Source organism: Pseudomonas sp. WS 5079, from assembly GCF_012985465.1.
Taxonomy (GTDB): Bacteria; Pseudomonadota; Gammaproteobacteria; order Pseudomonadales; family Pseudomonadaceae; genus Aquipseudomonas.
On sequence record NZ_JAAQWN010000003.1, the window covers coordinates 42,901 to 57,843 of the forward strand.

General features: G+C 62.8%; 7 protein-coding genes. All 7 read left to right on the top strand.

What is annotated here, in order from left to right; translation table 11 throughout:
- Nucleotides 1-12: 12 nt before the first annotated feature.
- The 7 genes from HBO05_RS09005 (at nucleotide 13) to HBO05_RS09035 (ending at nucleotide 14,943) form a co-directional block, all read left to right on the top strand.
- Nucleotides 13-9,045: a hemagglutinin repeat-containing protein gene (locus tag HBO05_RS09005; protein ID WP_172312414.1), complete on the top strand. Its 9,033-nt coding sequence runs from the start codon at nucleotides 13-15 to the stop codon at nucleotides 9,043-9,045.
- Nucleotides 9,042-9,908: a PoNi-like cognate immunity protein gene (locus HBO05_RS09010; RefSeq protein WP_169953975.1), complete on the top strand. Its 867-nt coding sequence runs from the start codon at nucleotides 9,042-9,044 to the stop codon at nucleotides 9,906-9,908. The genes HBO05_RS09005 and HBO05_RS09010 overlap by 4 nt, the downstream gene beginning before the upstream one ends.
- Nucleotides 9,905-10,186, top strand: coding sequence for a hypothetical protein (locus HBO05_RS09015; RefSeq protein ID WP_172312415.1), 282 nt, complete (start codon nucleotides 9,905-9,907; stop codon nucleotides 10,184-10,186). The genes HBO05_RS09010 and HBO05_RS09015 overlap by 4 nt, the downstream gene beginning before the upstream one ends.
- A 46-nt stretch (nucleotides 10,187-10,232) precedes the next feature.
- Complete coding sequence (locus tag HBO05_RS09020) at nucleotides 10,233-10,799, top strand: hypothetical protein (RefSeq protein ID WP_170042299.1); 567 nt, start codon at nucleotides 10,233-10,235, stop codon at nucleotides 10,797-10,799.
- Between the two features lie 61 nt (nucleotides 10,800-10,860).
- Complete coding sequence (locus tag HBO05_RS09025) at nucleotides 10,861-13,431, top strand: autotransporter outer membrane beta-barrel domain-containing protein (protein ID WP_172312416.1); 2,571 nt, start codon at nucleotides 10,861-10,863, stop codon at nucleotides 13,429-13,431.
- Nucleotides 13,432-13,647: 216 nt separating this feature from the next.
- Nucleotides 13,648-14,229 (top strand): hypothetical protein, encoded by a 582-nt coding sequence (locus HBO05_RS09030; protein WP_169953971.1) that lies wholly within the window; start codon nucleotides 13,648-13,650, stop codon nucleotides 14,227-14,229.
- A gap of 30 nt (nucleotides 14,230-14,259) precedes the next feature.
- Nucleotides 14,260-14,943: a CsgG/HfaB family protein gene (locus HBO05_RS09035; RefSeq protein WP_169953970.1), complete on the top strand. Its 684-nt coding sequence runs from the start codon at nucleotides 14,260-14,262 to the stop codon at nucleotides 14,941-14,943.

Consider the following 14,943-nt stretch of genomic DNA (forward strand, 5'->3'; position numbering starts at 1 on the left):
CGAGAATTTGACATGGATGTCCGCCAGTTTGCCTTCCTTGCCCGCCTGCCTTCTTCAGCCATGAAGCGCCGTGATGCGTTCTGCGGCCTGCCCAAGCGCGGCCTGGTGCTGATCCTGGCCAACGCGCTGTTCTGGCAGCCGCTGCTGGCCCAGGCCGACGGCATTGTGGTCAGCGGCCCCGGCACGACGGTGGGCGCGGCGGGCAATGGCGTACCGGTGGTGAACATCGCCACGCCCAACGGCAGCGGCCTGTCCCACAACCAGTTCAAGGACTACAACGTCGGCCCCAATGGCGTGATCCTCAACAACGCCGGCGGCCCGTTGCAGTCCACCCAACTGGGCGGGATTATCGTCGGCAACCCCAACCTCAAGGGTGGCTCGGCGAATGTCATCCTCAACGAAGTCAACGGCGGCAGCGCCAGCCAGTTGCGCGGCTACACCGAAGTGGCGGGGCAGTCGGCCAAGGTCATCGTCGCCAACCCCTATGGCGTGACCTGCAACGGCTGCGGCTTTATCAACACCCCCAACGTGACCCTGACCACCGGCAAACCGATCCTCGATAACGGCCGCCTGGACCGCTACCAGGTCGATGGCGGCGCGGTGACCATCGACGGCCAGGGCTTGAACGCGAGCAATGTCGACCGCTTCGAAATCATCACCCGCACGGCCAAGATCAACGCGCAGATCAATGCGCGCAACCTGACCGTGATTGCCGGGCGCAACGACGTCAATGCACAGACCTTGAATGCCACCGCACGCGCCGACGATGGCAGCGCCAAGCCGGAGCTTGCGATTGACTCCTCGGCCCTGGGCGGCATGTACGCCGGCGCGATCAAGCTGGTGGGCACCGAGGCCGGTGTCGGGGTAAAACTGGACGGCACGTTGGCGGCCAGCGCCGGCGATATCCAGCTCGATGCCAATGGGCACCTGAGCATGGCGCAGGCGGCGGCCAGTGGCGCGATCGACGTCAAGGCGGCGAGCCTCGATGCCCAGGGCCCGGCCTACGCCGGCACCGCCCTGACGGTGAAAACCAGCGGCGACCTGAACACTCAGAAAAGCCTTGCAGCCCGCGACACAGTGCGCCTGAGCAGCGGCGGCAAGTTGACCAACAACGGCGTTATCGAAGCCGGCGTGAATGCCGATAACACCCGCACCACCACCGGCGACGTCAGTCTCGAGGCCCGCGATATCCGCAACAACGCCAGTGTGGTTGCCAGCCGCAGCGCCACCGTCAAGGCCAGCCAGACCCTGGATAACCAGGGCGGCGTCATCAGTGCCAGAAAGGCCCTGGACGTCACCGCCAGCACTGTGGATAACCGCAACAAAGGCCGCCTGCTGACCAGCGGCAGCACCCAGTTGACCGCTGCTGCGCTGCACAACAGCCAGGGCGAAATCATCAGCGATGGCGCGTTGCAGGCCAATGCCGCGCAGGTCAATAACCAGGGCGGCGTGGTGGTCAGCCACGACACCCTCAGCGTGACCGGCGACAGCCTGGATAACAGCAACAAAGGCGTGATCTCCAGCGCCGCAGCGCAAACCCTGACCCTCAGCGGCGCGCTCAACAACAGCCAGGGCGGCACCATCGACAGCGCCGGCGCCTTCACCTTGCGCGGCAACAGCCTGGACAACAGCGCCGGTAGCCTGACCGGCAACGGCGCGCTGACCCTCGGCCTGCTGGCCGATCTGATCAACCGCAACGGCAAGCTGGCCAGTGCCGGCCCGCTGTCGATTGAGCGCGTTGCATCCCTCGACAACCAGGGCGGCAAACTCACCAGCCAAACCCTGCTGACGGTATTGGCGGCCAGCGTGGACAACCGCAACAGCGGCACCCTGGCGGCAAACGCCGGGCTGACCCTGAACGCCAGCGGCCTGCTGCAAAACGACAACGATGGCCTGATCCACAGTGAAAACGCCGGCCTCAACCTCACCGTCGGCAGCCTGAACAACGCCGGGGGCAAACTCTCGGCCAAGGCGGGCGATGCGCTGATCAACGCCGGTGTTTTCAACAACGGCAACGGCGGTGTGTTTGCCGGCCAGCGCGTGCGCCTCAGCGGCGGCAGCGTCGATAACGCCGGGCAGATCGCCGGCCAGCAAGTCGACCTCAGCCTGCTGGGTGCCCTCAACAACCGTGGCCTGATCGAAAGCGCCAGCACCCTGGACATCACCGCCGCCAGCCTGAGCAACCAGGGCGGGCAATTGCGTGCCCTGGGTACCAGCGGCAAAAGCCGCGTGGCGATTGGCGGTGTGCTGGATAACAGCGGCGGCAAGCTGGAAGCGGCCAATGCCGACTTGAGCCTGGCCGCCGGCACGTTCCAGAACCAGGGCGGCAGCGTGTTGCATGTGGGTACCGGGGTGTTTGATATCGCCGGGATCAACCTCGATAACGTCGGCGGCAGCCTGGTGACCCAGGGCGACCTGAGCCTGGACAAAAACCACTGGACCAACAGCAGCCTGATCCAGGCCGGCAATCTCACGGTCAATGTCGATAATCTTGAGCAAACCAGCAGCGGCCAACTGCTCGCGGCCAACCGCATCAAGGGCACGGGCCAGAACTGGTCTACCCAGGGCGTGATCGCCAGTAACGGCAGCCTTGAGCTGAACCTGGGCGGGACCCTCAACAACACCGGCCGCCTGACCGGCGCCACGGATTTCAGCCTGGCCAGTGCCGCGGTGAACAACCTCGGTACCCTGGGCAGCGGCCGCGCCATGACCCTGACCACTGGCAGCCTGCTCAACCAGAACGGCCTGCTGTTCAGCGGCGGTGATATGAGCCTGCGGGTCGAGCGCTTGAAAAACCTCGGCGCCGATATCTATGCCATGGGCAACCTGAGCATCGACCGCGACGGCAAGGGCGCGTTCGCCACCAGCATCATCAACAGCTCGTCGAGCATCCAGAGTGACGGCAACCTGAGCCTGGCCGCCGGCACCATCCAGAATATCCGCACGGTGCTGACCAGCGAATCGGGGATCTATAGCGCCTCGATCAGCCCGGTGCAGTGCATTGAAAACGTCAACGGCGGTGACTGCGAAGGCGGCAAGGAAAACCGTCCGTTCCTGATTGCCCAGCGGGAGCGCCTGAGGGTTACCGACGCCAGTGCGGCTTCCAGCATTACCTCCGGCGCCAACCTGCTGCTGGTCGGCGGTGATGTACTCAACAGCAGCAGTAGCATCGCTGCAGCCGGCAGCCTGACGGCGCGGGTCAACCAGTTGACCAACCTCGGCCTGGAAACCCACGACACCCTGACCGAGCGCGTGTTTTCTTCCGAGCGCACCCGTGATCCGTCGGGCTACAACCAGACCGCCGCGCAATTTACCCAGCGCTATTCCATCGGTGGCGCGGCCTACAACCCCAACAACCTGGGCGGCCTGGAAGCGGCCATGGCGTTCTTTATCGGCGCTATGGAGCGCCAGTGGGGCGAGACCAAAACCACTCAGTTGGCGGCTGCGGACCAGCGCTACGCAGCGGTGATCCAGGCTGGCGGCGCGGTGAACATCCAGGCCCAGGCCGGTATCGATAACAGCGTGGTGCGCGGCGGCTACACCTACGTGGGCAGCGGCGCGAAGACCGACACCAACGCTCCCGGCTTCTCCACCCAAGTGAAGCTCAACGGGCAATTGCCACCGGATGTCGCCCAGCAACAAGTCAACCCGCTGGGCCTGCCGGGCTTCAGCTTGCCCACCGGGCAGAACGGCCTGTTCCACTTCAGCGATGGCAGTGGCGTGCAGGGCCTGCCCAACAGCCAGTTTGCCGATAAGCCGCAAAAGTACCTGATCGAGACCAACGCGCAGCTGACCAATATGGCTGAGTTCATGAGCTCGGATTACATGCTGGCCAAGCTGGGCTACGACCCCGACGCCAGCCAGAAGCGCCTGGGCGACGGTTTCTACGAGCAGCGCCTGATCCAGCAAGCCGTGGTCGCCCGTACCGGCCAGCGCTTTATCGACGGCCAGACCAGCGACGCCGGGGTGTTCAAGTACCTGATGGACAATGCGGTCGGCGCCCGCCAGCAACTGAACCTGGCCGTGGGCGTGAGCCTCACCGCCGAAAAGGTCGCGGCCCTGACCCACGATATCGTGTGGCTGGAAAACGCCACCGTCGCCGGCCAGCAAGTGCTGGTGCCCGTGTTGTACCTGGCCCAGGCCAGCAATCGCCTGGCCCCCAATGGCGCGCTGATTTCCGGCAGCGACCTGAACCTGATGACCGGCGCCAACCTCAATAACGTCGGCACGCTGCGCGCCACCAGCAACCTGGGCGCCAATGTGGGCGGCGACCTGAACAATAGCGGGCTGATGGAGACCGGCAACCGCCTCGACCTGCTGACCGGCAAGAACCTCAACAACCGTGCCGGCGGCATCATTGCCGGGCAGCAGGTCAACCTGGTGGCCGGTGCCGACCTGCTCAACGAGCGCAGCGTCACCACCCACCAGAGCGCCAGCGACTACCGCATCGAGCGCAGCGACTTTATCGACAACGCTGCGCGCATCGAGTCGGCCAGCACCCTGGCGATGCAGGCCGGGCGCGATATCAATAGTGTTGGCGGCGCGCTCAAGAGTGGCGGCGACACCACCGCCCAGGCGGTGCGCGACGTGAATATCGTCGCGGCGCAAACCCTGGACAACGGCGCCATTGGCAGCCGTTCGCGCCACGAGATCATCACCCAGCAAGGCTCGGTGGTTGAAGCCGGGCGGGACTTCCATGTGGTCGCCGGGCGGGATGTGAGCGCGGTGGGCAGCCAGATCGAAGCCAAGCGCGACCTGAGCGTGGGCGGCGTGCGCAATGTGAACCTGGCGGCGGCGGCCAACGAGCAACATTCGGCGTACAACTCGAAAAAGGTCAAGAGCATCGAGGACCATGTGAGCCAGGTCTCCACCGTGCTCAAGGCCGGTGGCAACGTGACCTTGAATGCGGGCGAAGATTTGCTGTTGCTCGCCAGTAACGTCAGCGCCGGCAACGAAGCGTACCTGGTGGCCGGCAAGAACCTGGCCCTAAAGGCTGCCGAAGATCAGGACTACAGCTTCTACAGCAAGACCAAGAAAAGCTCCTCGGGGAAAAAATTCCGCCTCGATGAGACCGACACCGTCAACAACGTGGGCAGCAGCGTCAATTCCGGGGGCAACAGCACCCTGGTAGCCGGTGAGAACCTGCTGCTGGCGGGCAGCAGCGTGGCCGCCGACAAAGGCGCGGCAAAACTGGTGGCGGGCAAGGATGTGCAAATCGTCGCGGTCACCGACGCCGAAAGTGCCCGGCATGAGCGCAAGGAAAGCAAAAGCAGCTGGGGCGGGCTGAAGTCGAGCAAGGTCCAGGACAAGGTTGACGAGAAACGCACCATGGCCGTGGGCAGCATGGTTTCGGGCGAGACGGTCAGCGTGGTAGCGGGGCAGGATGCGACAGTGACCGGCTCGGCACTGGTCAGCACTGGTGACCTGGCCGTGCAGGCGGGGCGCGACCTGACGATTGATGCGGCGCAGAACACCTTCTCGCGCACCGATATGCACAAGGAAAAAAATCGCGACCTGACCGGCGTGTTGACCGGCAATAAGCTGGGCCTGGACGACATCACCGGCAATCAGCACCTGTCGATCAGCAGCAGCAAACACAACGGCACCGCCCAGGAAACCACCCTGACCGGCAGCACCATTGGCTCCAGCGAAGGCAACGTTGCGTTGATTGCCGGGCGTGAGTTGAATGTGGTCGCCAGTGACCTGGTCAGCACCAAGAACATGGACCTCAGTGGCGCCAACGTGACCATCACCGCCGGCGCTGAAACCGCGCGGCAAACCACGCAAGACAGCTCCAAGAGCCTGGCCGTGGGCCGGGTAATTGGCGGTGCGGTGATCGACACCGCGCGCAGTATCCACGATGCCACCGAGGCGGCGAAGAACGCCGATGACCCGCGCCTCAAGGCGGTGAAAATCGCCCAGGCCGCCCTGGCGGCCTACAACCTGGGTGGCCAGGCCTCGGACGCCAACGGCCAGAGCGCCGGCTTCAAGAACAAGCAGGGCGGCTCACCCAGCAACGGTTCGTTGATCAAGATCGGCACCGAACTGGCCAATACCCGCAGCAAGGCCAGCAGTGAGTACAACAGCCTGACGGCGCGCCAGAGCACGCTCAATGCCGGGCAGGATCTGTCGATTGTCGCCACCGGCGAAGCGCCCGGCACCCAGGGCAATATCGAGATCACCGGCAGCAGCCTGAAAGCCGCCAACACCTTGTTGCTGGCCAAGAACAACGTGTTGCTGCAAAGCGCCCAGGACACCGTCGATCGCAAGAACGATGGCTCGACCAACAAGACTGCAATTGGCGCCAGCTTCAACATCGGCGAGCAGAACGGCTTCACCCTCGACCTCGGCGCACAGGGCGCGAAGAACAAGGGCAATGGCAACTCGGTAACCCAGGTCAACACCACCCTGGACACCGGCTCGCTGCTGCTCAAAAGCGGTGGCGACACCACCCTCGCCGGCGCCCAGGTGCGCGCTGACCGCATCCAGGCCGACATCGGCGGCAACCTCAACATCCTCTCGCGCCAGGACACCGAATCGTCGCGCAGCAAGCAGAGCAGCGCAGGCTTTGGCGCGAGTATCTGCATCCCACCGTTCTGCTACGGCTCCACTGTGGCCGGTTCGGCCAGCATCGCAGCGGCCAAGATGAACAGCGACTACCAGGCCGTGACCGACCAGACCGGCCTGTTTGCGGGCACCGGTGGCTACGACATCAATGTCGGCAAGACCACCACCTTGCAGGGCGGGGTGATTGCCAGCGAAGCGGCGGCAGTGAAGAACCGCTTGAGCACCGATCGCCTGATCGTCAGCGATATCAAGAACACCAGTGAGATCCAGAGCCAGTCGGCGGGGCTCTCCGCTTCGTTCAGCAGCAGCGGTGGCACCTCGCCGGGTGGCAGCATTCCGGTGGCGCTCAAGGAAGACGAGCGCAGCCACACCCGCAGTGCGGTCAGCGACGGCACGATTGAGGTCCGCAACCCTGAGGGCGCCAATGACCTGGTGGGGCTCAATCGCGACACTGCCAACGCCAACCAGAGGCTCGACCGTCCAGACGAAAAGGCCATGCGGGAGCGCATCGACCTGATCCAAAGCTCGGCGCAATTGGCCAGTGGGGTGATCAGTACGGTGGCCAAAGCCAAGGCCGATGAAGCGAAGAAGCTTGGGCAGGAGGCAAAAGACCAGGCCAGCGCGGGCTCGCCAACGGCGGGTGCCGCGGCCCAGGCGTACGAGGCGGCGAATGCCGAGGCGCTGCGCTGGCAGGTGGGTGGCGACAAGAAACTGATGGCCGATATTGCATCCGGGCTGATTGCGGCCGGGCTGGGCGGCGCTACCGGCGGCACGGCGGTAGGGATCGTGGCTAATACATCGGCCAGCGATATCTTCAATAAAATCGGCAGTTTTGCCGACGAGCAGAAAAACCGCAAAGACATCGACAGCGCGACCAAGGCTGCCTGGGCCGAAGGCGGCGCCGCGCGCGTTATGTTGCACGCATTGGCGGGAGCCGCGTTGGGGCTTTCCAGCGGCAATGTGCAGAGCGGCGCATTGGGTGCAGGGGCCTCGGCGGCGCTGATGCCCTCGATTCTGCAAGCGCTGGAAGACAGTGGCATGAAAGAGGCCGACCGTAAGGCCGTGGCTACGCTGATTGCCTCCGGCGTGGGTACGGCGGTCGGTTCCGGGCATGGCACCGGCGGCGCCATTGTTGCCGGTGGCACTGCGGCCAGCGTGGACCGGTACAACCGCCAGTTGCACCCGGACGAGATCAAGTTCGCCTCCGACAAGGAGCGCGTCGATCGCTATGCACAAGCGCAGGGCATCACCGAAGAGCAAGCACGCATAGAGCTGCTGCGAACGGCGGCGGCGATGGTCGATCGCGGCTGGAACACCGTGCTGGGTGTCGAGGATGGCAACACCACGACGGCGGCCAGTTTCCTGCGCAGCGAGCTTTCGCAGTCCAAAAGCGCCGACCTGTTCCAGGTCAGCCTGGCCGATTACAACAATGAGCGTTTGGGCCTGTCGCGCCTGATGAAAGACCGGAACTCGGTTGAGAACCTGGTCAAGTACATCGAACTGGTCGACCCCTACAAGTACCTGCACGATCCGAAAAACATGGCCGAAATTCTCAATGCCAAAGGCCAGGGCAGTGCCGAGGGTATTGCCAATGCCGTAGAGGATCTGGCCAGTTTCGGTTCCAAGACGGCGCTTTGGGCGATGAGTACCGTCAATTGCCCAAGCTGTGGCGGTCGGCAGTTTATCGCGGCGGTAGAGGCGGTGCAGAGCTTGCCCGAAGAGCTGAGGCTCAAGGGCTACCTGGACACCCTGCATATCATGCAGGGCTATGGCGCCGACGTGCTGCGCCAGAACGAGATGATCGCCACCTCTACTGGCGTGGGCCTCGGCCTGGGTGGTGCGGGTGTCGGTAGTGCTGGCGCGACGACCACCCGCCTGACCGGCGAGCTGGCCGGGGCTGTGGGCAAGCGCTTCACCGGTATCATCAACGAAGCGGCCGAGCAGGCACTGCTCAAGAGTGGCGGTAGATTCGGACCTGATGGCAAACCGCTGATGGATCTGTCGGTGCTGACCCGTGAGCAGAAAAGTGTCATGGGCGATTTACTTGGAGGTCGCTCGGTGCAGCAAATTGTTCCTGACGGGCAGAAGCTGGCGCGAGTACCGGGGACCGGTGAAACGGGTATTGACGATCTGTACAAGGTCGATCGTCCGGATGTCGACTTCCTTGTCATTGAATACAAGTTTTTGAGTGATAACAGGAAGTCCGGTTCCTCGGCGCTGGGCAAGCCTACAGATGGCAAGCAAGGTTCCGCCTCGTGGATACTCGGAGGCGATCGCCTGGAGCGTTCGGTTGGCGCAGATCAGAGCCGGGATGTGCGGCTCGCGGTGGACGCGAACCGTACTGAAACGTGGGTGGTGAGAACCCGGCCAGATGGCGACACGGAAATTGAAGTGCTTGATGCGCGTGGCAAAGCCAAAAATGTTGATACGTCGAAAATTCTCCCGCCCAAGAAAAACTTCGATGAGGGTTATCCATGATTCGTGCACCCCTGGGGGATAAGCCGTATTGGGACGATCGCGAAGCCAAGGATCGGCAATGGGTTGAGCGCGTCAGTGAAATTCTCTCGCAACCTTCGGCCAACCCCCTGTACAGAGCGCAATTTACGTTCGACTTTGCCAAAGATAATGTGCGTGCGGCCATTCGGGTCTATTCGAGTGGTGGCAATGTTGCAGAGATGGCTACCTACCTCCCCGCCGCGATAGACGCATGGGAGCTTTCAAATCGAGAGTCCGACAGCCTGTGTGCTGAGAATAATCTCCAGACCTGCCGTGACTGGACTTTCGAGTTGGCGGACCTGAACCACTACATCTGGTGTTTCTGGTTGGTAAGCCTGGCGCTGGCGCTGGAAATTCCCGACGACCAGTGGCGTCGCCTCGTCGCCTTGATCGGCGAAGGTGGGCAGGACGTTCTGCTGGATCGAATCATTGCATCCCGCCAGCCAGGGCGTGTGATCGGTGAACAGCTACTGCACGCCAAACCTTATGCAAGGCTGCTCAAGGCCATCGATGCGCCCCAGGAACAGCAGGCCTCGCTGTTGCGGGCGTTCGTGGAACATTGGTACCCGGAGCTGAACCGACGCGGTAAACAGCAACCCTGGTGGTATGTCTATGGCGACCCGGTAAAACATCCCCTTGAAATGGGTAGCTACTTTGGCCGCTGGTGCTTTGAGGCGGTTGCCGCAGTCAAGGCATTCGGGCTGGATGACAGCGCTTGTCTGGGGCATGAGCATTACCCCGGCGACTTGCTCCATCCCAGTGAAGACGTTGTTCCCGCCCCAGCCCCTGCCCGCGTAGAAAAAACCGGCTGGCTGGCGCGGTTGTTTGGGCGCTCAGATGAATGAGCCGTCACTTGTACAAGTACTGGCATGGCATTGGCGTGGCTTTACTGCTGGCAGCGTTATTGAACGGTTTCTTGCGATTTGACGGCAGCTGGCAGCGTTTTTTCATCATGGTGTTGGTGCAGCTGTGGTTTGGCCAGGCGGTCTACAACTATGCGCGTGGCGCCCGGGTGGCCATCGCGCCGGGTGGCATGAGCAAGGATGCCGACCCAGAGTGGCGCGCGGCCTTGGCTGGCTTCGCCCTGTTTTTATATGGGGGCGTGTTCTTTTTGAGTTTTTGACTCTTGCAGGGCAACCCCAGCCCTTTATTGCCACGGAAGACCCTTTATGAAAAAAGTTGCCTTTATCCTCGCGGCCCTGGCCCTCGCGGGCTGCCACTCTACTGCCCGCGACTCGTCGCCCAGCCTGTTGAAAGATGGTGTGCAGTTGCAGCAGAACAAGGTCGTGGCGGACGCCGAACACGCCAAGGTGATCATGCGCGCCACCGGTTTTACCTACCCGGTGCAGTTCTCCGTGCGTCGTGGCGGCGATGCCGATCAGCGCCCGGAGATCCTCGGCACGGTGGTGGATTCGGGCCGAGGCAAGGTGTTCGGCTGGATCGCCAAGATGAGCGAGGTGGCCAACAGCGCCGCGGTCAAGCGCTTCCCACAGTTGGAAGTGCTGGCCGATCCGGGGCAGACGATCGAGGTATTGGGCGAGTCGCGAGTGTATGACTCGAACTACTACCGCTACGCCGAAAAAATTGTCTACGCCTGCGGGCCGATGACCTCGGCGTTCAAGCCGCAAAAGCAAAAGGTTTACCTGGTGGAATTCGTGATTGTCGGCGCCGGCTGTGAGCAGCATGCCTATGACATCACCGACCCCGCACAACGCGTTGCCGTCCCCGCGTCCTGAATCATGCACCCTACAACCGCCGGGCACATTGGCGGTGTTGTCGTAGTAAATGGAGTTTCAAATGAAGCGCAAGCAGTTCCAGAAAACCCTGTTGGCCATGATGGTCAGCGCCGTTGCCGCACAAGCCAGTGCGGTGGAGTTTGACGTCAGCACAGGGCAGAACGTCTGGGCCTCCCAGACGTTCAACGAGCCTGTGACCCTGGTGGGCGCGCGCAATGTCGTATCGACCCAGCCCAGTGCCGATGGTGTGAATGTGTCCCTGACCAATATCCAGGGCACGCTGCGTAACAACGCCAACCTCACCCTGAATGCCGGCGGCCAGGCCGTGCGTGGCCTGATCGTCGATGGGGCGCTGGATCAAATGCTCACCACCACCGGCAGCCAAATCAGCGGCGATATCGTCCAGGCTGGCAATATCCACCTGAGCAACACCATCTGGGCCGAAGGCTTTGAAGTGGGCGCCAGCAACGTGGGCGGCAGCATCATCAACTCGGGCAACATCACCCTGGTCGAGGTCCCAGGTTCGGGCGATGAATCCGACGCCGAGGGTATCTACCTCAACGGCACCACCGTGGCGGGCGACGTGGTCAACAGCGGTGTGGTGGATATCACGTCCTACTACGGCTACGGCCTGATTCTCGATACCCACAACAACATGCCAGTGACCATCGGCGGCAAGCTGCTCAATTCCGGGACCATTCGCGTGACCGGTGAAGAGGCCCTGGGGATCGAGATCGAAACCGATACCAACCCCCTGCGTATCGAAAACAGCGGCCTGGTTTCCGTCAACGGCGGGCAGGCGATCGCCGTGCAGCTCGATGCAGGCACCTACGATTACCTGCTCAACACCGGCACCATCGAAGCCAGCGGCAGCAACGCCATGGCCTTCAACGTGCAAGGCGCGACCTTCAACACCACCTCGCCGAGCGGTGAGCGCGGCTTGATCAACCGTGGCGTGATCAGCGCCGACGCGACCGCGATCAAGGTCAACCCGCGGTTCCAATTGACGCCCTTGGAGATCAACCAGCAAGCCGGGGAAATCCGCAGCAACTCCGGCACGGCCATCGACGGGGGCAACCTGGCGAGCCTGAACTGGAGCGGCGGCAAAATCGTCGGTGATGTGCTGGGTGTCACGGCAGTGAACATCAACGGCCAGGCCGATTTTACCGGTGCGCGCATTGGCAGCCCGGTATCGGTCAACGCGGGTTCGTTGAACCTGTCTGGCGCCGGCACCACGATCACTGGCGACCTGAATGTGGCCAGCGGCGCCGGGGTTGATATGCGCCTGTCCAACAGCGTGGTGCCGACCACCCCGTACCTGACGGTCAGCGGCGCCGCGAATTTCGCCCAGGGTTCCAACGTGACCTTGAGCGCCAAGCCCGGTGATTTCACCGCAGCGCCCAGCGGCACCGAATACACCCTGCTGCAAGCCGGCAGCGTGCAGAACAACGGCCTGACGGTCGCCAGCAGCTCGTCGCTGCTCGATGTGCTCAGCTACTCGGCCGATGCGCAGACGGTCAAGGCCGTGGTGGGTCTGAAGCCAGACGAGCAGGTACAAACCGACCTCGGCGGCGTTGGGGCAACGACCTCGGCGGTCACTGCCGTGAACCTGTTGAAAAACGAAGTGCTGGGCCAACTGAGCCAGGACGACGCGGTGTTCCAGGCCGTGGCCAACGCTGGCAGCGCCCAGCAACTGGCGCAGCTTGGCGAACAGCTCAAGCCAGACGTGAACCGTGGCGCGCTGGACGTGGCCTTGTCCGGGCAGACCGTGATCAACGGCGCGATCCTCAACCGCCTGGCCGGCCAGCGCGATGGCAGCGAACGCGGCGGTGTGTGGGTGCAGGGCTTGAGCAGCAACATGGACCAGGACGGTCGCGGTGGCGACAACGGTTACTCGGCCAACAGCAGTGGCGTGGCAGTCGGCGTGGACGGTCGCTTGAACGACAGCACCCGGGTGGGTGTGGCGTACAGCTACCTCAACTCCAACATCCACTCGGACCTGGGCAACAAGACTGAAGTGCAGGGCAACGCGCTGTCGCTGTATGGCAACTGGTCGCTGCAGAACTGGTTTGTCGATGGCAGCCTGAGCTACGGCGTCAACGACAACGACAGCAAGCGCCACATCGCCGGCACCACGGCCAAGGGCAGCTACGACAGCCAGGCGTTGTCGGCCAGCGTGATCGGCGGCTATAGCTTCAAAGCCTCGGACAGCGTGCTGATCGAACCGCGTGTCGCGGCGCGTTACTCCAGCGTGCACATGGACAGCCTGCATGAGAAGGGCTCTTCGGCGGCGCTGAACACCGGTTCCCAGCGTTACGAAGTCGGTGAACTGGGCGCCGGCCTGCGCGTGGCGGGCAACCTGGCGCTGGGCGCCGGCACCCTGCAACCGGAAGCGACCTTGATGGCTTATCACGACCTGATGGGTGATCGCGTGGCGCAGACTTCCAGCTTTGTGAACGGTGGTTCGACGTTCAGCGTGACCGGTGCATCGGTCGCGCGTGACAGCTATGAAGCCAGCGTGGGCGTGAACTACCAGGTCTCGGCGTTCAGCGTCGGCGCCAGCTACACCCGCCAGGCCCGCAGTGGGTTTGATGCCGATGGCGTCATGCTCAAGGCCCGCTACGCCTTCTAAACCGTCCTGGTAGGAGCGAGCTGGTGTAGGAGCTGGCTTGCCTGCGATGTAGACACTGCGGTGTTTCAATCACACCGCAGGGATGCTATCGCAGGCAAGCCAGCTCCCACACAAGCCAGCTCCCACACAAGCCAGGCCCCACAAGTGCGAAACAACTTGAGAACCGCTCTCAACCCCGTAAAATGCCGCAGCACTTAATCAGGGACGAATTCGAAGATGCGCATTTTTGCTTTACTGCTGGCTCTGTCCTTCCTGGCCGGCTGTGCTTCCAAACCCCCGTACTACATCTCTCCAGCCCCTGTGACCATTCCCAAGACCGCCACCTTCTGGGTCGATACCTTCGACGTCAAAGTGGTGGGGCAGGGCCGGATTTTCATGTCGGACGCCAAAGTCCGCGAGCAGCTGGGCGTCGACCTGGTGGACCGCCTGCTCAAGGCCAAGCGCTACGCCAGCAGCAAGCAGACCGCTGACTACCTGCTGGACGTGGATATCGTCTACGTGCGCCATATCCTCGACTCCAAGGGCGGCATCACCAGCCTGGTGGTCGACGACAACACGATCCTGCAAAGCATCGATTTTGGCTACAAGGTCAAGGTCAGGAAAGCCGAGGCCGAGGTGCTGCATTTTGCCCAGGACCGGGATGGCCTGGTGCCCAACAACTGGGGCGGCCAGGTGCAGCAATGGAAGACCATTGGCGGGATCCTGACCAATGAAGGCAACGCCAACATCGAGCGCCATTTTACCGGTGGTTTGAGCAACTACATCGTGCGTGACCTGCGTGCCATACCTGCACGCTAACCCCCGGATTTCTTCACTTAGGAGCACCCTGTGAAAGCACTCTCAAACATCCTGCTGTCAGGCTTTGCCGGCGCAGCGCTGCTGGCGCTAGCCGGTTGTGCGGCGACCGAAACCTCCCGCGCACTGCCGATCGAAAAAGTCGCCAGCGCCAACGTTGCCTACTCCGGCGTACGCGTGCCGATTGCCGTGGGCAAGTTCGATAACCGCTCCAGCTACATGCGCGGGATCTTCTCCGATGGCGTGGACCGCCTCGGTGGCCAGGCCAAGACCATCTTGATCACCCACTTGCAGCAGACCAACCGCTTCAGCGTGCTGGACCGCGACAACATGGGCGAGATCTCCCAGGAAGCGAAGATCAAGGGCACCGCCCAGAACCTCAAGGGTGCTGACTACGTGGTGACCGGCGATGTGACCGAGTTCGGCCGCAAAGAGACCGGCGATCGCCAATTGTTCGGCATCCTCGGCCGTGGCAAGACCCAGGTGGCCTACGCCAAGATCAACCTGAATATCGTCAACATCAGCACCTCCGAAGTGGTGTATTCCACCCAGGGCGCCGGTGAGTACGCGCTGTCGAACCGCGAAGTCGTGGGCTTTGGCGGCACCGCCAGCTATGACTCCACCCTCAATGGCAAGGTCCTGGACCTGGCCATGCGCGAAGCGATCAATCGCCTGGTCGACGGCATCAACGCCGGCGCCTGGAACCCGCGTAACTGA

Excerpts from the sequence above, each read along its gene's own strand:
- HBO05_RS09005 (WP_172312414.1), top strand. The coding sequence starts at position 13 with ATGGATGTCCGCCAGTTTGCCTTCCTTGCCCGCCTGCCTTCTTCAGCC.
- HBO05_RS09010 (WP_169953975.1), top strand. The coding sequence starts at position 9,042 with ATGATTCGTGCACCCCTGGGGGATAAGCCGTATTGGGACGATCGCGAA.
- HBO05_RS09015 (WP_172312415.1), top strand. The coding sequence starts at position 9,905 with ATGAGCCGTCACTTGTACAAGTACTGGCATGGCATTGGCGTGGCTTTA.
- HBO05_RS09020 (WP_170042299.1), top strand. The coding sequence starts at position 10,233 with ATGAAAAAAGTTGCCTTTATCCTCGCGGCCCTGGCCCTCGCGGGCTGC.
- HBO05_RS09025 (WP_172312416.1), top strand. The coding sequence starts at position 10,861 with ATGAAGCGCAAGCAGTTCCAGAAAACCCTGTTGGCCATGATGGTCAGC.
- HBO05_RS09030 (WP_169953971.1), top strand. The coding sequence starts at position 13,648 with ATGCGCATTTTTGCTTTACTGCTGGCTCTGTCCTTCCTGGCCGGCTGT.